This window comes from Bacteroides sp. MSSM.1001136sp1_RTP21357st2_D2_RTP21359_211015, from assembly GCF_040913205.1.
GTDB classification, from domain to species: domain Bacteria; phylum Bacteroidota; class Bacteroidia; order Bacteroidales; family Bacteroidaceae; genus Bacteroides; species Bacteroides ovatus.
On the sequence record NZ_JBDFVF010000008.1, the window covers coordinates 147,569 to 169,127 of the forward strand.

Here is a 21,559-nt window from a genome sequence, read left to right on the forward strand (position 1 = left end):
TCATTGGCGAACAATGAGGGGATTTTTTATTGCTTCTTTTTTTACTTTTCCAATCCTTTGTTATATCTTTGTAGCAAATGTATTATACAAACAAGTGTAAATATGGGATTTTTTAGTTTTTTTTCAAAGGAGAAGAAGGAAACTTTAGATAAAGGATTATCTAAAACCAAAGAGAGCGTATTCAGTAAAATAGCTCGTGCTGTGGCTGGCAAGTCAAAAGTAGACGATGAAGTATTAGATAATCTGGAAGAAGTGCTGATTACATCTGACGTAGGTGTAGAAACAACTTTAAATATTATCAAGCGCATCGAAAAACGTGCAGCTGCAGATAAGTATGTAAATACTCAGGAACTGAATCTTATATTACGTGACGAAATAGCAGCTCTGCTTACTGAAAATAATTCGGGTGATGTAGCTGATTTCGACGTACCCATCGCAAGAAAACCTTATGTCATTATGGTTGTGGGAGTAAATGGGGTAGGTAAAACTACGACCATTGGTAAACTGGCTTACCAATTCAAGAAAGCAGGTAAATCCGTTTACCTGGGAGCCGCCGACACTTTCCGCGCTGCAGCTGTGGAACAGCTAATGATTTGGGGAGAACGGGTAGGAGTTCCCGTAGTCAAACAGAAAATGGGAGCAGATCCCGCATCTGTAGCTTATGACACCCTTAGTTCGGCTGTTGCCAATAACGCAGACGTGGTTATTATTGATACAGCCGGTCGTCTGCACAATAAGGTGGGCTTAATGAACGAGCTGACCAAAATTAAGAATGTGATGAAAAAGGTAGTGCCTGATGCACCGGATGAAGTTTTATTGGTACTGGACGGTTCCACCGGACAAAATGCATTTGAGCAAGCCAAACAATTTACTTTGGCGACGGAAGTTACCGCTATGGCCATCACTAAGCTTGATGGAACCGCTAAAGGTGGTGTTGTGATTGGTATTTCCGATCAATTCAAGATTCCTGTTAAGTATATCGGACTAGGCGAAGGCATGGAAGACCTGCAGGTATTCCGTAAAAATGAATTCGTTGATTCCTTGTTTGGAGAAAATGCATGAAAAGAAAAACAATAGATATTATTACTTTAGGATGTTCTAAAAATCTGGTTGACTCCGAGCAGCTAATGCGCCAATTGGAGGAAGTCGGATACAGCGTAACTCATGACACTGAAAATCCGCAAGGAGAAATTGCGGTAATCAATACATGTGGTTTCATTGGTGATGCCAAAGAAGAATCCATAAATATGATTCTGGAGTTCGCTGAAAGAAAGGAAGAAGGGGATTTAAAGAAACTTTTCGTGATGGGTTGTCTTTCCGAACGCTATCTCAAGGAATTAGCTGTTGAGATACCACAGGTAGATAAGTTTTATGGGAAGTTTAATTGGAAGGAGCTTTTACAGGACTTGGGAAAGGTCTATCACGATGAATTATATATCGAACGGACATTGACAACTCCCCAGCATTATGCTTACCTGAAAATTTCAGAAGGATGTGATCGTAAATGTTCTTATTGTGCTATCCCTATTATTACAGGACACCATATTTCCAAACCAATGGAAGAAATTCTGGACGAAGTACGATACCTGGTATCGCAAGGCGTGAAAGAATTTCAGGTGATCGCACAGGAATTGACTTATTACGGCATAGACCGGTATAAGAAACAAATGCTTCCGGAATTGATTGAGCGTATTTCTGATATACCCGGGGTGGAATGGATTCGCTTGCATTATGCCTATCCAGCACATTTCCCAACAGATTTATTCCGGGTTATGCGCGAACGTGACAATGTATGTAAATACATGGACATTGCCCTTCAGCACATCAGTGACAATATGTTGAAGTTAATGCGCCGACAAGTGAGCAAAGAGGATACTTACCAATTGATCGAACAATTCCGCAGAGAAGTGCCGGGCATTCACCTGAGGACGACTTTAATGGTAGGACATCCCGGAGAAACCGAGGAAGACTTCGAGGATCTCAAAGAATTTGTACGTAAAGTACGTTTTGATCGAATGGGTGCTTTCGCATATTCCGAAGAAGAAGGGACTTATGCTGCAGAAACATACGAAGATTCTATTCCACAAGAGGTTAAACAAGCCCGACTTGATGAATTGATGGATATCCAGCAAGGTATTTCGGCAGAGTTAAGTGCAGAAAAGATCGGTAAACAGATGAAAGTGATCATCGATCGTCTGGAAGGAGATTATTATATCGGACGGACAGAATTTGATTCACCGGAAGTAGATCCGGAAGTATTGATTGATCGTTCAGAGAGAGAACTTAAGATCGGACAGTTTTATCAGGTAGAAGTGGTGAATGCGGACGATTTTGATTTATATGCAAAGATTATAAATGACTATGAATAATAAGGAATTTACATCCGAACTAGCGGAAAGATTGGGATACACAATCAAGGATACTTCCGAATTGATGAATTCTTTGTTGTCCAGTATGACACAAGAATTGGAAGAAGGTAATGTGATTGCAATTCAAGGATTCGGTTCTTTTGAAGTGAAAAAGAAAGCGGAACGGATTTCAATCAACCCGGCAAGCAAACAACGCATGCTGGTTCCACCTAAATTGGTATTATCGTATAGACCTAGCAATACATTGAAAGATAAGTTTAAATAAATATTTCCCGTTATGAATGAAAGACTAACAATTCAAGACCTTACTGACTTATTGGCAGCCAAACATAGCATGACCAAGAAAGACGCCGAAGCGTTTGTTAAAGAGTTTTTCCTCTTGATAGAACAAGCCTTGGAGAACGAAAATACTGTAAAAATCAAAGGATTGGGAACTTTCAAACTTATTGATGTAGATAGCCGGGAAAGTGTCAATGTCAACACAGGCGAGCGTTTCCAGATAAAAGGACATACAAAAGTCTCATTTTCTCCGGATGCAAATCTAAGGGATACGATAAATAAACCTTTTGCACACTTTGAGACTGTTGTATTGAATGAAAATACAATTCTGGAAGATACTCCGATAGAAGAGACTGAGGAAGAAGAAACAGGAGAGGAAGCGTCAGCACAGGCAGTCTTGAATGAGATGGGGGATGACTCTGAAACTACTGTGATAGAAGAAAATGAAGGTACTGATGATGGTCTTTCGGAAGAAGAGCCGATTCAGGAAGAGCAAATAGCCAGTCAGCCACTTGTGGAAGAGTCCATTGAAGAACCTGCTATTACTGAGGAATCTGCAATAGCACAGGAATCGACAGAACAGACGTCTCCTAAAGAGCCCGAAGAAGCCATTACAGAGACTGATATCGAAGAAAAGGTAGAACAGCTGGAAGATGAAGAGGTTCCGGAAGAGGAAGTGATAATCAATGAGCAGCAAGCAGCATTTATAGAAGAAGAAAAAGAAGAGATCACTGCCGAAAAGATTATAGAGCAAGAGCTTCTAAAAGCAAATCTGCAACCTGTGACTCCTATAGTGCCTCCTGCTGAAAAAGAAACGATAAAACCGGTCCAACCGGAACAAGTATCCCAACCGGTTTCTAAAAAGACAGCCCCTGTGAAGGAAAAATCTCCTGTACCTTATTTAATAGCTGTTATTGTAGTCGTTTTGTTATTATGCGGAGGTGTCATTCTTTTTATTTATTATCCGGATTTATCCTCTTCTTCATCTGACAAGAATGCACTGGATATGCCGCCTGTGACCACTCAACCCGTTCAACCGGAAGCGCAGCTTTCTGATACGATTGCACATAAGGATACTACAAAGGTAATAACGCCTGATGTATCCAAAGTCGCTACCACGACACAACCGGTTGCCAAAAAAGAAGAAGCTATTCCTGTCAAAGCAGAACCTCAAACGGTTACACAACAACCTGCTACTTCTGCCTATCTGGATTCAGCATCTTATAAGATTACGGGAACCAAGACAAAATATACAATCAAAGAAGGAGAAACTTTGACTAGGGTTTCCTTGCGTTTTTATGGTACAAAGGCAATGTGGCCATACATTGTGAAACACAATCCGAAGGTTATTAAGAACCCCAACAATGTACCGTATGGCACAACTATTGAAATACCAGAACTTACAAAAGAATAAGTAGTTATAATCCATTCACCCGACCATGCAAATCCTGTATTGGTCGGGTGAAGTGTTATGGATGTACAAAAGCGTATGAAAGTACCTTAATCTAAAGATTTCGCATTGTTTTTTAATAAAAATTAGTTGCAATCGTTAATTATATGGCGTACTTTTGGGGCAAAATAAAAAGCCTTATGACACAGGCAAGGCTTACATAAAATTAATGGGATTTAAATAATAAAATATTAAGTATTTATGGCTGAATCAATTGATATCCGCGAGCTAAATGAGCGGATTGAAAGACAAAGTGCTTTCGTTACCAATCTTACGACAGGTATGGACCAAATCATTGTTGGTCAGAAACATTTGGTTGAATCACTGCTTATCGGATTACTTTCCGATGGCCACGTCCTCTTGGAAGGTGTGCCTGGTTTGGCGAAAACTTTGGCTATTAAGACACTCGCTTCTCTGATTGATGCGAAATATAGCCGTATCCAGTTTACGCCGGACTTATTGCCTGCAGACGTTATCGGTACAATGGTTTACAGTCAGAAAGATGAATCTTTTAAAGTGCAGCGCGGACCTATTTTCGCAAACTTTGTATTAGCTGATGAAATTAACCGTGCTCCTGCAAAAGTACAAAGTGCTTTGCTGGAAGCAATGCAGGAACGTCAGGTTACTATTGGTAAAGAAACATTCATGTTACCGGAACCTTTCCTTGTATTGGCAACTCAGAACCCTATCGAACAGGAAGGTACTTATCCGCTTCCTGAAGCACAGGTTGACCGTTTCATGCTGAAAGTAGTCATTGATTATCCGAAGTTGGAAGAAGAAAAATTGATTATTCGTCAGAATATCAATGGTGAGAAGTTCAATGTGAAACCTATTCTAAGAGCGGATGAAATTATTGAAGCACGTAAGGTTGTTCGTCAAGTCTATCTGGATGAGAAGATCGAGCGTTATATTGTAGATATCGTATTTGCAACTCGTTTCCCTGAAAAATATGATCTCAAGGAACTGAAAGATATGATCGGATTCGGAGGTTCACCTCGTGCGTCTATCAATCTGGCTTTAGCTGCTCGTACGTATGCATTCATCAAACGTCGCGGCTACGTTATTCCGGAAGATGTACGTGCTGTAGCACACGATGTTCTTCGTCACCGTATCGGATTGACATACGAAGCTGAAGCTAACAACATGACTTCGGACGAAATCATCAGTAAGATTCTGAATAAGGTTGAAGTACCCTAATTTGTAGTTATAATACAGTCAATAAGTAGTCATAAATATCTATGCATGACTACTTAACTACCTACTAATTAACTACTGTATAAATGGAAACAAGTGAAATACTAAAAAAAGTTCGCCAAATTGAAATAAAGACACGAGGATTGTCTAACAATATCTTTGCAGGCCAGTATCATTCGGCTTTCAAAGGTAGGGGTATGTCATTTTCGGAAGTCCGTGAATATCAATTCGGTGATGATATACGTGACATAGACTGGAATGTGACTGCGCGCTTCAATAAACCTTATGTGAAAGTGTTTGAAGAAGAACGTGAACTGACAGTTATGTTAATGGTTGATGTTTCCGGAAGTTTGGAATTTGGTACGATCAAGCAGTTAAAGAAAGATATGGTGACGGAAATCGCTGCTACTCTTGCTTTCTCTGCCATCCAGAATAATGATAAAATAGGTGTGATTTTCTTTTCAGACCGGATAGAGAAGTTTATTCCTCCCAAGAAAGGACGTAAACATATCTTGTATATTATCCGTGAATTAATTGATTTCCAACCGGAAAGCCGTCGCACAAATATTCGTCTTGCCTTGGAATATTTGACAAACGTAATGAAAAGGCGTTGCACTGCATTTATCTTATCAGATTTTATTGACCAGGAAAGCTTTAAGAATGCGCTGACCATTGCTAACAGGAAACATGATGTAGTAGCATTGCAAGTATACGACAGGAGAGTCAGTGATCTTCCTCCAGTAGGACTGATGCGAATCAAAGATGCAGAAACTGGGCATGAACAATGGATTGACACCTCTTCCAAAGCTGTACGCCGGGCACATCGCGACTGGTGGATACAAAAGCAGACTGAACTGAACGATACTTTTACCAAAAGTAACGTAGATGCTGTATCCGTCAGAACCGATCAGGATTACGTAAAGGCATTGTTGAATTTATTTGCCAAACGAAATTAATGGAATCAAAGATGAATAGAAATATTATTCTGATAGCATTATTAGGTCTATTGTTTGTCAGTAAAGCAGTAGCACAGTCTGTTACAGTAGAAGCAAAAATTGATTCACTGCAGATACTAATCGGCGAACAGGCGAAAGTGCAATTGCAAGTAGCCATGGATGCCAAACAGCGTGCTATTTTTCCTGCTTACACTGATACACTGGTAAGAGGTGTGGAAATTATAGAAACAGTCAAACCAGATACCCAATTCCTGAATGATCGTCAGAGGATGGTGATTACGCAGGAGTACATTATCACTTCTTTTGACTCTGCTCTATATTATCTGCCGCCAATGCCGGTTACCGTAGATGGGAAAGTGTACAACTCCAAAGCTCTCGCATTAAAAGTATATTCAATGCCGGTTGACACCTTACATCCGGACCAGTTCTTCGGACAAAAATCTGTGATGAAAGCTCCTTTTGCATGGGAAGACTGGTATGGATTGATCGCTTGTTCATTCTTGGCTTTACCTTTGCTTGGTTTGCTGATCTATCTGATTGTTCGCATACGTGATAATAAACCGATTATCCGTAAAATTAAAGTTGAACCTAAATTGCCGCCACATCAGGCTGCAATGAAAGAGATAGAACGTATCAAGACAGAGAAGGTGTGGCAGAAAGGGCAATCGAAGGAGTACTATACCGAACTTACCGATGCTATTCGTACATATATTAAGGATCGTTTCGGATTTAATGCATTGGAAATGACTTCTTCTGAAATAATTGATCAGTTACTGGAAATGAATGATAAAGAGGCCATATCAGACCTAAAACTATTGTTCCAGACTGCTGATTTAGTGAAGTTCGCCAAGCATAATCCTCAGATGAATGAAAACGATGCCAATTTGATTAACGCCATTGATTTTATCAATGAGACCAAACAACTGGAAGAGGAAAATCAGAAACCGCAACCAACGGAAATCACTATTATTGAGAAACGTTCTTTACGTGTTAAAGCTATGCTGATTTGTGGAATTGCATTGTTATCAGCAGCATTGATCGGTACCTTTATATATATAGGTCTACAGTTATACAATCTTTTTGTATAAAGGATGTATAGCTTAATACTAAATAGTAAACTGTTAAATCATAAATAAAATGGTTTTTGCCAATATTGAATATCTGTTTTTGCTATTATTGCTTATACCGTATATTGTATGGTATATCCTGAAGCAAAAGAAAAGTGAAGCAACTCTTCAAATTTCAGATGCCCGGGTATATGCGCATACACCTAAAAGTTATAAGAATTATTTGTTGCATGTTCCATTTCTATTACGCTGCCTTGCTTTAGTACTGGTTATTTTGGTTCTTGCACGCCCGCAAACTACTAATAAGTGGCAGAACAGTGAGATAGAAGGAATTGATATTATGCTGGCTATCGACGTTTCTACCAGTATGCTGGCTGAAGACTTGAAGCCGAACAGACTGGAAGCTGCTAAAGACGTAGCTGCAGAGTTTATCAATGGACGTCCCAATGATAATATCGGTATTACATTATTTGCAGGAGAAACTTTCACCCAATGTCCGTTGACTGTAGACCATGCTGTATTATTGGATATGATACATAATATCAAATGTGGTCTTATCACTGACGGTACTGCTGTCGGTATGGGTATTGCAAATGCTGTAACCCGCTTAAAAGATAGCAAAGCGAAATCCAAAGTTATTATCCTATTGACGGATGGTACAAATAACAAGGGAGATATTTCGCCTATGACAGCGGCAGAAATAGCAAAAAGCTTTGGTATTCGTGTATATACCATCGGAGTAGGTACCAATGGAATGGCTCCTTATCCTTATCCAGTCGGAAATACGGTGCAATATGTAAGTATGCCGGTAGAAATTGATGAAAAGACATTGACAGAGATTGCCGGAACGACAGATGGTAACTATTTCCGGGCTACGAGCAACTCGAAGCTTAAAGAAGTATATGAAGAAATTGATAAACTGGAAAAGACGAAACTGAATGTAAAAGAGTATAGTAAGCGGGACGAAGAATATCATTGGTTTGCTTTAGCAGCTTTCCTCTGTGTCTTGTTGGAAGTACTATTACGTAATTCGGTACTCAAGAAAATTCCATAAGGATGTTTGTCAATCGTTATTTGCCAATCATAAAATAGTAAGAAGATGTTTCGATTTGGAGAACCTACATATTTATATTTATTGTTGCTATTACCTTTTTTAGCAGCTTTCTACTTGTATTCCAATTACAAGAGGAGAAAGAATATCCGACGTTTCGGAGATCCGACTTTGTTGGCTCAGTTAATGCCTGACGTATCCAAATATCGTCCGGATGTAAAATTCTGGATTATTTTTGTTGCTATTGGTTTGTTCTCCGTATTACTGGCACGCCCTCAATTCGGTTCAAAACTGGAAACGGTTAAACGCAAGGGAGTAGAGGTAATTATTGCTTTGGACATTTCAAACTCTATGTTAGCGCAGGATGTACAGCCTAGCCGTTTAGAAAAAGCAAAAAGATTAATATCCAGATTAGTAGATGAGCTTGATAATGATAAGGTAGGTATGATTGTATTTGCCGGTGACGCTTTTACACAGCTGCCAATTACAAGTGACTATATTTCCGCTAAGATGTTCTTAGAATCCATTAGTCCTTCGTTGATTTCTAAACAGGGTACAGCTATTGGGGAAGCAATCAATCTGGCAGCCCGTAGTTTCACTCCGCAAGAAGGGGTAGGACGGGCTATTATTGTTATTACTGATGGTGAAAATCATGAAGGTGGTGCAGTGGAAGCTGCCAAAGCTGCGGCAGAAAAGGGTATTCAAGTAAGTGTATTGGGAGTAGGTATGCCTGATGGCGCTCCAATACCGGTGGAAGGAACGAATGATTACCGCCGCGACCGGGAAGGTAATGTGATTGTTACCCGTTTGAATGAAGCTATGTGTCAGGAAATTGCAAAAGAAGGAAAAGGTATATATGTACGAGTAGATAATTCTAATTCAGCCCAAAAGGCCATCAATCAAGAAGTGAATAAAATGGCGAAATCTGATGTAGAGTCGAAAGTATATACGGAGTTTAACGAACAATTCCAGGCTATTGCATGGGTTATTCTACTATTGTTATTGGCAGAAATCTTAATTCTGGATCGCAAAAATCCTTTATTTAAGAACATTCACCTGTTTTCTAATAAGAAATAGTTATACGTATGTTAAAAAGTAAATATATTCTATTCGCTGTATTTCTGTTAGCGGCAGCTGGTGTATCGGCTCAGAAAGCAGAACGCGACTATATCCGTAAGGGAAACCGTCTGTTTAATGATAGCGTATTTGTTGATGCAGAGGTGAACTATCGGAAGGCCTTGGAAGCTAATCCCAAGTCTACGGTATCCATGTATAATCTGGGAAATACCCTTTCGCAACAGCAAAAGTTTCAGGATGCCATGGAACAATATGTATCGGCCAGCAAAATAGAAAAAGATAAAATGAAACTCGCCCATATTTATCACAATATGGGAGTAATTTTCCAGGCTGGTAAAGACTATGCCAAAGCTGTAGATGCATATAAAATGTCACTGCGTAATAATCCTACCGATCATGAAACCCGGTACAATTTGGCTCTCGCACAGAAAATGCTGAAAGACCAACAAAATCAGCAGAATCAAGATCAAAATCAGGACCAAAACAAAGATCAGCAAAAGCAAGATCAGAAACAGGACCAGAATAAAGACAAACAGAAGGATCAGAAACAAGATGAAAAGAAAGATCAGCAGCAACCACCGAAATCTGAAAAGAAACAAGACAATCAGATGTCAAAGGAGAATGCTGAACAATTACTGAACTCTGTCATGCAGGACGAAAAAGATGTGCAGGATAAAGTGAAGAAGCAACAAAAAGTTATGCAAGGCGGTCGCTTGGAAAAAGATTGGTAATATAAAGTTGATGATATAAATTTCATAAGCAATGAAAAAACTGATTATTATATTGATGGCATTGATAGCATATAGCACTCATGTGTTTGCTGATAAGGTGTCTTTTACTGCTTCTGCTCCTGATGCAGTGGTAGTAGGCGAACAATTCAGGCTGTCGTATATTGTAACTACACAAAAAGTGAAAGATTTTCGGGCACCATCAATCAAAGGTTTTGATGTATTGATGGGTCCAAGCCGTTCACAACAAAGTAGTACTCAAATAGTGAATGGTAATGTTACATCTACTAGTAGTATTACATTTACATACATATTAATGGCTAATAATGCCGGAGAATACACAATACCCGGTGCCTCCATTGTTGCCGATGGTGACCAAATGGTGTCAAACTCAGTAAAGATTAAAGTATTGCCACAAGATCAAGGTGGCAATAGCGGACAAAATAATAGTAGTAGTGGTTCTATACATTCCTCATCTGGTACAAGTGTCTCTAATCAGGACCTTTTTATTATGGCAAGTGCCAGTAAAACAAATGTGTATGAACAGGAGGCTTTTGTCCTGACCTATAAAATATACACCAGAGAATCCAACTTACAACTTAATAATGCGAAATTGCCCGACTTTAAAGGTTTCCATTCTCAAGAAATAGAAATGACAACCAATGCAAGATGGACTCCGGAGCATTATCAGGGACGTAATTACTATACAACGGTTTATCGCCAGTTTGTTCTCTTCCCGCAACAATCAGGAAAGCTATATATTGATCCGGCACAGTTCCAGATGACTATCGGAAAACCTGTGCAATCAGATGATCCTTTTGATGCCTTCTTCAATGGAGGAAGTAATGTCATTGAAATTAAAAAAAATATTTCCACTCCTAAGATAGCAATAAATGTCAATCCGCTTCCTACGGGTAAACCTGCAGATTTTTCAGGTGGAGTGGGAGAGTTCAATATATCTTCTTCTATCAACAGTAAGGAACTGAAAACCAATGATGCTATTACTATTAAACTGGTAATATCCGGTACAGGTAACCTGAAGTTGATTTCTAATCCGGAAATTAAATTCCCGGATGATTTTGAAGTATATGATCCCAAAGTAGACAATCAAGTCAGATTAACCCGGGAAGGACTCACAGGCAATAAAGTTATTGAATATTTAGCAATTCCGAGACATGCCGGAACATATAAGATTCCGGGAGTATCTTTCAGCTATTTTGATATTCGCTCCAAGTCTTACAAAACACTGAAAACAGAAGATTATGTAGTAAATGTTGAGAAAGGTGCAGGTAATGCGGATCAAGTAATTGCTAACTTCACGAATAAAGAGGACTTGAAAGTATTAGGTGAAGACATCCGTTATATCAAACAGAATGAAGTTACTCTCCAACCTAAAGGAAGTTTCTTCTATGGTTCAATGACATATTGGTTATTCTATATCATTCCGGCTCTTGCCTTTATTATTTTCTTTATTATTTATCGTAAGCAAGCTGCTGAAAATGCAAATGTTGCTAAAATGCGTACGAAGAAAGCAAATAAAGTGGCAACGAAGCGTATGAAGCTTGCAGGAAAATTACTCTCCGAAAATAAAAAAGATGCTTTCTACGATGAGGTATTAAAGGCATTGTGGGGATATATAAGTGACAAACTGAATATTCCGGTATCTCGTTTATCTAAAGATAATATTGAAGAGAAACTAAGAAATCACGGAGTAAATGAGGAACTAATCAAAGAATTCCTGAATGCATTGAATGATTGTGAATTTGCACGGTTTGCTCCAGGTGATGAGAATCAAGCTATGGATAAAGTTTATTCTTCTTCAATAGAAGTAATAAGCAAAATGGAGAATTCAATAAAACATTAACCCAGAAGAGATTATGTCATGAAAAAGATATTATTTTTTATATTATTATCAATGTCGCTTACTTGTTTCGGACAAGATTCGTTAAGCATTGATACTAGACAAACGAATGGAGTTGATTCTATCCACGCTTCGCATACCACATTTTCCAGTAATACACTGGAAGATGCAACAAAAGCTGAAGGAGATTCCGCATATATAAAAGAAGATTATGCAGCAGCTATTCAGATATATGAAGCATTACTGAAAAATGGAGAAGCTGCCGACGTCTATTACAATCTGGGAAATAGTTATTATAAAATAGGGGAGATAGCGAAAGCTGTTTTAAATTATGAGCGTGCTCTGCTATTACAACCAGGAAATGGTGACATCCGTGCTAATCTTGAAGTGGCACGTGCAAAAACAATAGACAAGGTTGAACCTGTTCCTGAAGTATTCTTTGTTTCATGGATCAAATCTCTGACAAATAGTATGAGTGTAGATGCATGGGCCACATGGGGTATTGTCTCCTTTATTCTATTGATTATCGCTTTCTATTTCTTTATATTCTCCAAACAGATTATGTTAAAGAAAATAGGATTCATATCAGGAATCATTTTGCTGATTGTCACTGTTTGCTCTAATCTTTTTGCTTCGCAACAAAAAGAGCATTTGGTTAATCGAAGTGAGGCGATAGTAATGAATCCGAGTGTAACAGTACGAAGTACTCCAAGTGAGAGTGGGACTAGCTTGTTTATTCTCCATGAAGGGAGAAAGGTAAGTGTCAAAGACAACTCTATGAAAGAATGGAAAGAAATTCGACTGGAAGATGGAAAAGTCGGGTGGGTACCTGCTTCTGCTATCGAGGTGATATAAAGGTCATTAATAGATTTTATATATTCAAGAAAAAAAGATAAGCAAATAATTTGTTTTATCTTTTTTTTTGCTTAAGTTTATAGCGTGATAAAAAAATCACATAGTATTAACCATTAAATTTATGAGACATGAGAACAATAACGTTTAATGAACTTCGTAAAATTAAAGATTCATTGCCTAGCGGTAGCATGCATAGAATAGCAGACGAACTTGGTTTGCACGTAGATACAGTGCGAAACTTCTTCGGAGGACACAATTTCAAGGAGGGAAAAAGCGTCGGAATACATCTCGAGCCCGGTCCAGATGGTGGGCTTGTAATGTTGGATGACACGACCGTTCTTGATCGGGCTTTAAAAATCCTAGATGAATTGAATATGAGTATGCAAAAAGAACAGGCTACCGAATCTGTGCAAGTTTAAAATATAACAAACTGAATCCCAATTGAATCAAACAATTGGGATTTCTTATTTGTTTTCACCTTATAAAATGTACATTTATGGAAGACAAATTAGTAACCCTGGCCATTCTGACATACACCAAAGCGCAGATCTTAAAGAATGTCTTGGAAAATGAAGGTATAGAAACCTACATTCATAACGTTAATCAAATACAACCGGTTGTTTCATCGGGAGTGCGTTTACGAATTAAAGAAAGCGATCTGCCACGTGCTTTGAAAATAACAGAAAGTTCTACATGGCTGTCTGAAAGTATAGTGGGAGAGAAGGAGCCCAAAGTAAAAGATAAATCAAATAAGATTTTAATTCCCGTCGACTTCTCTAATTATTCGATGAAAGCATGTGAATTTGCATTCAACCTGGCAAAAACAGAAAATGCAGAAGTCATCCTGTTGCATGTCTATTTCACGCCTATTTATGCATCGTCGTTGCCTTATGGGGATGTTTTCAATTACCAGATTGGAGATGAAGAATCTGTAAAAACGATTATCCAAAAAGTCCATTCTGATCTCAATGCTTTATCAGAGAAGATAAAAGAAAAAGTTACATCAGGCGAATTTCCCAACGTTAAATATAGCTGCATCTTACGTGAAGGTATTCCAGAGGAGGAAATCTTAAGATATGCTAAAGAACAGCGTCCTATGGTCATCATTATGGGTACCCGAGGCAAAAATCAGAAAGACATTGATTTAATTGGCAGTGTAACCGCTGAAGTTATTGACAGGAGTCGCACGGCTGTATTGGCTATTCCGGAAAATACACCATTTAAACAGTTTAGTGAAGCAAAACGGATTGCCTTTATTACCAATTTTGATCAAAGAGATCTAATTGCTTTCGAGGCATTCTTTAATACTTGGAAATCATTCCATTTTTCTGTATCTTTGATACACCTTACAGATTCTAAAGATACCTGGAATGAAATAAAACTAGCAGGTATAAAAGAATATTTTCACAAGCAATATCCGGGGCTTGAAATTCATTATGACGTAGTGATGAATGATAATTTATTAAAAGGACTTGATCAGTATATCAAAGATAATCATATAGATATAATCACTTTGACTTCTTACAAAAGGAATATATTTGCTCGATTATTTAATCCAAGTATTGCCAGAAAAATGATTTTCCATTCAGATACACCATTGCTTGTTATTAACAGCTGATCAAATCAGGCAAAAAATGAGCATCCAAGATTAGGGAATAATTAATATTATGTTTAATAGAAAAAGGAGTAATATAATGACCTTACTCCTTTTTCTATTTTTATTTAAATGAAGAAATTTACCTGTTCCACTCAAGTCCATATCAAATATAAGATTTTTCAATTACTACTTTAAACTATTGAATAAAAAAAAGAAGACTACTATTTCTAATAGCCTTCTTATATTTTTTCAGAAAACGATCTTACTTCATCATCTTATCGATTTCTTCGAATTCAGGTCCCATATTCAAGTTATAGTAAACTCTGTAAAGACCTTGCAACCATAAATCTTGTTGATCGGGTTTTAAAGCTCTGGCTTTTTCATAGAATGGTTTAGCTTCTTCGTAGAATTTCTTAACCACAGCTTGTGCTTCAGCGTACTTAGGATCATTGATATCTGTTGTTGCTTTATCAGCATAATCCTGTGCTTTCATCAAATATACCAAACCTACATTAGAGTATGCTTCTGCATATTCCGGATCAGCAGCAATAGCTTTTTTGTAGTATTCGATTGCATTATCATATTCTTTCATATTATGATAAAGATATGCTTTTACATACAAATACAACTTGTTATTCGGATCATTAGCTAACATTCTATCAGCAAACTCCATAGCTTTAGAAGCTTGATTAGAGCTATTATAATAATCAACCAAATTAGCGAAGAAATAATCATTTCCAGGGAACTTAAGGATACCCTCTTCCAAAGACTTAATCCATGCAGCAGTATCACCTTTAGCTTTATAAGCATCAGCCATCAATTGCATTGCAAATTTACCTCCATCTTTATCGGATAAAGCCATAGGAGCATATTTAATGATCGCATCTTTATCGCCTACTCTATCAGCAGCTAATGTTGCATAATAAGCAATTTGCGGAAGAAGAGTATCGTTTTTAGCCAATTCTTTATCAGCTAACATCGGATAAGAAGCTGACTCTACATAGGTTGCAAAGAACTTCAAAGCCTCTTTATTCTTGTCCAGGTTGAAATACTGAATACCACCATTAATCAAATTAGGACGTTCAGCCAACATACTGGAAGCATTAGCCTTCCGATATTTGTTTTTAACTTTTCCCTTTTCATTAGGTATTTCCGCTAATTCATCACACTTATTATAGTACTCATACATTTTCAGAATACTATTGTATACTTTCAATGTATCATACGGTTTCTTCAAAAAAGCATTTTTCATTTGCTCCTCGTTGATACGTCTCTGAATAAATCCAGCAACGTCCCATGTGTCAGCAAGATCCTTCGTTTCAGGATTCTTCATAGCCTCCTTAATAAGCTGTTCAGCCTGCTTAAAATTAGGTTTTACGTCATTAGCCATACTCTTTGCTTCTTTCACATTCTTCATCTGAGCGAATGAGAAGCTAACAGCCATCAATAAAACCATAGAAAATAATACTCTTTTCATGATTGTTGTTTGATTAATTATTAATATTATGTCTATTCCTCAATTTCGTTATTGCTTTCGTTTTCATTTACGTCCGCTGCATCATCAATATCAGGAACATCAGCATTCGGATCACTCACGATTGTACCCTCTGCCTCTTCTGCCGGAATTTCATCTTCAAGACTTTCTGTCATAACCTTACATACCGAACCAATCTGGTCGTTACGTTTTTCAAGATTTATCAGACGAACGCCTTGAGTAGCACGGCCCATTATACGAACATCCGCTACCTTCAAACGAATAGTGATACCAGACTTATTGATAATCATCAAGTCATTTTCATCGGTTACCGACTTGATTGTTACCAACTTACCTGTCTTTTCGGTAATATTCATGGTCTTCACACCCTTACCTCCACGGTTCGTTTTACGATAGTCTTCAATTTCAGAACGTTTACCATATCCTTGTTCGGAAACTACCATTACAGATTCTGTCTCCAAATCTTTGATACAAATCATTCCTACTACTTCATCCTGACCATCATTATCCAACGTAATACCACGTACACCTGTTGCTGTACGTCCCATTACACGAACTGCTGCCTCATGGAAACGAATTGCACGACCATTGCGGTTTGCAATGATGATTTCATTATTTCCATTCGTCATACGAACTTCAATTACGCTATCATCTTCGCGGATAGTTATAGCATTTACACCATTCTGACGAGGACGAGAATACTGTTCAAGCAATGTCTTCTTTATTACACCTTTCTTAGTACAGAATAATACATAGTGGCTATTGATAAACTCGGAATCCTCTAAACTCTTCACACGCAAGTATGCAGTTACATTATCATCCGAATCAATATTCAACAAGTTCTGAATAGCACGGCCCTTAGAATTCTTCGTTCCTTCAGGTATTTCATATACTTTCAGCCAATAACACTTACCCTTTTGTGTAAAGAACATCATGGTATTGTGCATGGTAGCAGGATAAATATGCTCTACAAAGTCTTCATCACGGGTTTCCGTACCTTTCGAACCTACTCCACCACGATTTTGGGCACGGAATTCGGTCAACGGTGTACGTTTAATATAACCCATATGAGAAATTGTAATAATCATCTGATCATCTGCATAGAAGTCTTCCGGATTAAATTCTTCTGAAGAATAAACAATTTCAGAGCGACGTACATCTCCATATTTCGCTTTGACTTCTAACAATTCCTCTTTCATTACCCGACGACATACTTCATCATCAGCCAGAATACTTTCCAAATAAGCTATCTGCTTCATTATTTCTTCGTATTCCGCATGAAGCTGATCCTGCATCAGACCAGTTAACTGACGCAAACGCATTTCTACAATTGCACGAGCCTGAATTTCTGTCAGGTTAAATCGCTCAATCAAGCCTGTTATTGCGTCATTCGGAGTTTTTGCAGCACGAATGATACGAATTACTTCATCAATATTATCTGAAGCAATAATCAAACCTTCAAGAATGTGCGCACGCTCTTTCGCCTTACGAAGATCGAACTGAGTACGACGAATAACAACTTCGTGTCTATGCTCTATGAAATATTTAATTAAATCTCTTAGATTCAACGTTTTTGGACGTCCATGAACCAAAGCCACATTGTTAACACCAAAAGAGGTCTGCAAAGCTGTCATTTTATAGAGTTTATTCAACACTACACTTGCATTTGCATCACGTTTTATGTCAATAACAATACGCATACCATCACGGTCAGACTCATCGTTGGCATTTGAGATACCTTCTATCTTCTTATCATTTACAAGATCAGCAATATATTTAATCAGTTCGGCCTTATTTACATTATAAGGAATCTCTGTTATTACGATCTTGTCATGTGTTTGTCCGCTTTCAATTTCAGCTTTCGCACGCATAATTACACGTCCGCGACCTGTCAAATATGCTTCGCGTACACCACTCACACCATATATATATCCGCCAGTAGGGAAATCCGGTGCTTTAACAAATTCCATCAGTTCCTCTACCGTAATTTCCGGATTATCAATATATGCATCACATGCTTCAATCACTTCCGAAAGATTATGAGGAGGCATATTGGTAGCCATACCAACAGCAATACCGGATGCTCCGTTCACCAGAAGGTTCGGGATACGCGTCGGCATCACCTTAGGTTCCACCAGCGTATTATCAAAGTTTGGCTCAAAATCAACGGTTTCCTTATACAGGTCATCCATCATTGCTTCACCCAACTTATTGAGACGAGCTTCTGTATAACGCATAGCAGCAGGGCTATCACCATCCACAGAACCAAAGTTTCCCTGTCCATCTACCAAAGGATAACGCATTGCCCATTCCTGCGCCATACGTACCATTGCAAAATAAACAGAAGAATCCCCATGAGGATGATACTTACCAAGTACCTCACCCACGATTCTCGCTGACTTTTTATAAGGTTTGTCTGAAGTATTGCCTAATTCCATCATTCCGTATAAAATTCTACGGTGAACAGGCTTAAATCCATCTCTAACATCCGGAAGGGCACGCGAAACGATGACCGACATGGAGTAGTCAATGTACGATGACTTCATTTCCTCCTCGATGTTAATCTTTATAATTCTGTCTTGTTCAAGCATTTAAAATGATTATTAATTATACATTCTACGGTTTGTGAAAAACCACGCTAAAGTACTACTTTTCCCCGATATACGAAAGTTTTTAGAAAGAAAGTTTTATCATGACCGGGACGATAACCCGCCAAACTTTAAAATACAAAAATAAAAAGATAAAAACGATAAATATAATATGGAAAGATAAATAACATCGGTAAAAAAGAGCCTATTATTTGTTATACCTTATATATATAATACAAATACACTGTTTTTATGGCACGCCATTTGTAGATATAAGAAATAAAGCAAATATTGCAATACAAACTTGATTAAATGCGTATATTTGCCAGTGAATAACCCTTAGAAGAAAAGGAAAAAAGTATGAATAATCAATTCTCACAAAGAGTTTCCGACATTATCGTCTATAGTAAGGAAGAAGCGAATCGGTTGAGAAGTAGGTATATAGGTCCCGAACACCTGCTTCTGGGAATACTCCGTGACGGTGAAGGAAAAGCTATCGAGATATTGTCTAAACTCAACACCAATCTGGCTGCTATAAAGCAACAGATTGAAGCTCAGCTGAAGGCAGAAGCTGATGAAATGTTATTGCCTGATGCAGAGGTGCCGTTATCTAATGATGCGGCAAAGATATTAAAAATGTGTATTTTAGAAGCTCGTGGAATGAAAAGTAACATCGCTGATACAGAACATGTATTATTGGCTATTTTAAGAGAAAAAAACAATATGGCGGCTTCCGTACTTGAAGCAAACGATATAAACTACGTGAAAGTACTGGAGCAAGCTACATTGCAGCCGGATATCAATTCCGGCATGGGCTTTTCGGAAGACGATGAGGATGACGAAGAAATGTCTTCTCCTCGTTCCGGCAGAGGTGGCTCGGATGAACGCCAACAGGCACAAACCGCTTCCAAGAAGCCGTCTAATGATACGCCAGTACTTGACAATTTCGGTACTGACATGACAAAAGCGGCAGAAGAAGGACGGTTGGATCCTGTTGTGGGCAGAGAAAGAGAAATCGAACGTTTAGCGCAGATATTAAGTCGACGCAAAAAGAATAACCCAATTCTGATTGGTGAACCCGGTGTAGGAAAATCAGCGATTGTTGAAGGTCTTGCATTGAGAATCATTCAGAAAAAGGTTTCGCGTATCCTGTTTGATAAACGAGTCGTTGCTCTTGACATGACTGCTGTTGTGGCAGGAACAAAGTATCGTGGACAATTCGAAGAACGTATCCGTTCCATTCTCAATGAATTGCAAAAGAATCCGAATGTTATATTATTCATTGATGAAATTCATACGATTGTAGGTGCAGGCTCTGCAGCAGGCTCTATGGATGCCGCCAATATGCTAAAGCCAGCATTGGCAAGAGGAGAAATACAATGTATCGGTGCCACCACTCTTGATGAATATCGTAAGAATATTGAGAAAGATGGCGCATTGGAACGTCGTTTCCAAAAAGTAATCGTAGAACCGACTACTGCTGCCGAAACTCTGCAGATTTTGCGTAATATCAAGGATAAGTATGAAGATCATCACAATGTGTATTATACAGATGAAGCATTGGAAGCATGTGTCAAGCTGACAGACCGCTATATCACAGATCGTAATTTCCCTGATAAAGCCATTGATGCTTTAGATGAAGCCGGCTCACGTGTACATCTTACTAATGTCAATGTACCCAAAGAGATAGAAGAACAGGAAAAGCTGATCGAAGAAGCTAAAAACAAGAAAAATGAAGCCGTAAAATCGCAGAATTTTGAACTTGCAGCCAGCTTCCGTGATAAGGAGAAAGAACTTTCTATCCAATTGGATGAGATGAAAAAAGAATGGGAAGCCAATCTAAAAGAAAACAGGCAAACTGTTGATGCAGAAGAAATTGCCAATGTTATCTCAATGATGTCAGGCATTCCAGTACAACGAATGGCACAGGCCGAAGGCATCAAGCTAGCAGGTATGAAAGAAGATTTGCAAGCTAAAGTCATCGCACAAGACACAGCGATAGAAAAGCTGGTCAAAGCCATTTTGCGAAGCCGTGTAGGACTCAAAGATCCTAATAAGCCCATTGGCACGTTTATGTTCTTAGGTCCGACAGGAGTTGGTAAAACTCACCTAGCAAAAGAGTTGGCCAAGTATATGTTCGGTTCTGCCGATGCACTGATTCGTATCGATATGAGTGAATATATGGAAAAGTTCACTGTTTCACGCTTGGTTGGGGCACCTCCGGGATACGTAGGATATGAAGAAGGTGGCCAGCTGACAGAAAAAGTGCGCCGTAAACCATACTCTATTGTATTGCTTGATGAAATAGAAAAAGCACATCCGGATGTATTCAATATCCTGCTTCAGGTAATGGATGAGGGTCGTCTGACTGACAGTTATGGCAGAATGGTAGATTTCAAAAATACCGTTATTATCATGACTTCCAATATCGGAACCCGCCAGCTGAAAGAATTTGGACGTGGTGTTGGTTTTGCGACACAAAGCCGCCTGGATGATAAAGAATTCTCGCGAAGTGTTATACAAAAAGCTCTAAATAAATCATTCGCGCCTGAATTCATCAATCGTGTAGATGAGATTATCACGTTTGATCAACTTTCTCTGGAAGCGATAACAAAGATTATAGACATAGAGCTAAAAGGATTGTACGATAGAATAGAATCTATTGGTTACAAGCTTGTTATTGAAGATAAGGCGAAAGAATTCATCGCTAGCAAGGGATATGACGTACAATATGGCGCCCGTCCTTTGAAGCGCGCAATTCAAACCTATCTGGAGGATGGTTTATCCGAGCTCATCATTTCCTCGTCTTTAAAAGAGGGAGATACTATTCAAGTAACCCTTAATGAAGAAAAAGGCAAATTGGAGATGAAAGTTGTTTCTCTGGAATAGAGTTATTTCCTGAATAAGAAAATAATTTAAGGTGGGTTCTATCAATTCCATTTTTTATTTCTTGCATAAGGCAGCAGAACCCTTTAACTGTCTTGAGCAAGAT

At 38.4% G+C, this 21,559-nt stretch carries 17 protein-coding genes; 15 read left to right on the forward strand and 2 right to left on the reverse strand.

From position 1 onward, the window contains the following. The first annotated feature begins 102 nt into the window (after positions 1-102). The 14 genes from ftsY to AB5217_RS07775 all read left to right on the forward strand — a co-directional run bounded on the left by ftsY (position 103) and on the right by AB5217_RS07775 (position 14,505). A complete protein-coding gene (gene ftsY / locus AB5217_RS07710; protein WP_004295981.1) occupies positions 103-1,062 on the forward strand; it encodes a signal recognition particle-docking protein FtsY in 960 nt (319 codons plus the stop codon). Next, positions 1,059-2,369, forward strand: coding sequence for a 30S ribosomal protein S12 methylthiotransferase RimO (gene rimO, locus AB5217_RS07715; RefSeq protein WP_004306074.1), 1,311 nt, complete (start codon positions 1,059-1,061; stop codon positions 2,367-2,369). The genes ftsY and rimO overlap by 4 nt, the downstream gene beginning before the upstream one ends. Continuing rightward, entirely contained in the window at positions 2,362-2,634 is a 273-nt protein-coding gene (locus AB5217_RS07720; RefSeq protein WP_004306073.1) for an HU family DNA-binding protein, read from the forward strand. Before rimO ends, AB5217_RS07720 begins: the two co-directional genes overlap by 8 nt. Positions 2,635-2,646: 12 nt before the next feature. Continuing rightward, positions 2,647-4,062 carry an HU family DNA-binding protein gene (locus AB5217_RS07725; protein WP_032845040.1) on the forward strand — a complete coding sequence of 472 codons (1,416 nt, stop codon included), beginning with the start codon at positions 2,647-2,649 and terminating at the stop codon, positions 4,060-4,062. A 237-nt stretch (positions 4,063-4,299) separates the two neighbouring features. Beyond that, complete coding sequence (locus AB5217_RS07730; protein ID WP_004295977.1) at positions 4,300-5,295, forward strand: AAA family ATPase; 996 nt, start codon at positions 4,300-4,302, stop codon at positions 5,293-5,295. Between the two features lie 83 nt (positions 5,296-5,378). Beyond that, a complete protein-coding gene (locus tag AB5217_RS07735; RefSeq protein WP_004295976.1) occupies positions 5,379-6,248 on the forward strand; it encodes a DUF58 domain-containing protein in 870 nt (289 codons plus the stop codon). Then, entirely contained in the window at positions 6,248-7,336 is a 1,089-nt protein-coding gene (locus tag AB5217_RS07740) for a hypothetical protein (RefSeq protein ID WP_004295975.1), read from the forward strand. The genes AB5217_RS07735 and AB5217_RS07740 overlap by 1 nt, the downstream gene beginning before the upstream one ends. A 49-nt stretch (positions 7,337-7,385) precedes the next feature. Further along, positions 7,386-8,369, forward strand: coding sequence for a vWA domain-containing protein (locus AB5217_RS07745; RefSeq protein ID WP_004295974.1), 984 nt, complete (start codon positions 7,386-7,388; stop codon positions 8,367-8,369). Positions 8,370-8,414: 45 nt separating this feature from the next. Further along, positions 8,415-9,443, forward strand: a complete 1,029-nt coding sequence (locus AB5217_RS07750) for a VWA domain-containing protein (RefSeq protein ID WP_004295973.1) — start codon at positions 8,415-8,417, stop codon at positions 9,441-9,443. An 8-nt stretch (positions 9,444-9,451) separates the two neighbouring features. Then, the gene (locus AB5217_RS07755; RefSeq protein WP_004295972.1) at positions 9,452-10,174 is read left to right on the forward strand and encodes a tetratricopeptide repeat protein; all 723 of its coding nucleotides are present in this window, start codon (positions 9,452-9,454) and stop codon (positions 10,172-10,174) included. A 31-nt stretch (positions 10,175-10,205) separates the two neighbouring features. Further along, positions 10,206-12,035, forward strand: coding sequence for a BatD family protein (locus tag AB5217_RS07760; RefSeq protein ID WP_004325924.1), 1,830 nt, complete (start codon positions 10,206-10,208; stop codon positions 12,033-12,035). Positions 12,036-12,053: 18 nt separating this feature from the next. Then, positions 12,054-12,887 carry a tetratricopeptide repeat protein gene (locus AB5217_RS07765; protein ID WP_004295970.1) on the forward strand — a complete coding sequence of 278 codons (834 nt, stop codon included), beginning with the start codon at positions 12,054-12,056 and terminating at the stop codon, positions 12,885-12,887. 128 nt (positions 12,888-13,015) lie between these two features. After that, positions 13,016-13,306, forward strand: coding sequence for a hypothetical protein (locus AB5217_RS07770; RefSeq protein WP_004295969.1), 291 nt, complete (start codon positions 13,016-13,018; stop codon positions 13,304-13,306). 77 nt (positions 13,307-13,383) lie between these two features. Then, positions 13,384-14,505 carry a universal stress protein gene (locus AB5217_RS07775; RefSeq protein WP_004295968.1) on the forward strand — a complete coding sequence of 374 codons (1,122 nt, stop codon included), beginning with the start codon at positions 13,384-13,386 and terminating at the stop codon, positions 14,503-14,505. 241 nt (positions 14,506-14,746) lie between these two features. On the opposite strand, the gene AB5217_RS07780 is transcribed toward AB5217_RS07775, so the two are convergent. Next, the gene (locus AB5217_RS07780) at positions 14,747-15,961 is read right to left on the reverse strand and encodes a tetratricopeptide repeat protein (protein WP_004295966.1); all 1,215 of its coding nucleotides are present in this window, start codon (positions 15,959-15,961) and stop codon (positions 14,747-14,749) included. 32 nt (positions 15,962-15,993) lie between these two features. Further along, positions 15,994-18,570 (reverse strand): DNA gyrase subunit A, encoded by a 2,577-nt coding sequence (gyrA, locus tag AB5217_RS07785; protein ID WP_004295965.1) that lies wholly within the window; start codon positions 18,568-18,570, stop codon positions 15,994-15,996. Between the two features lie 357 nt (positions 18,571-18,927). Between gyrA and AB5217_RS07790 the strand changes: the two genes are divergently transcribed. Further along, positions 18,928-21,456, forward strand: a complete 2,529-nt coding sequence (locus AB5217_RS07790) for an ATP-dependent Clp protease ATP-binding subunit (protein ID WP_032843495.1) — start codon at positions 18,928-18,930, stop codon at positions 21,454-21,456. Positions 21,457-21,559 lie beyond the last annotated feature (103 nt).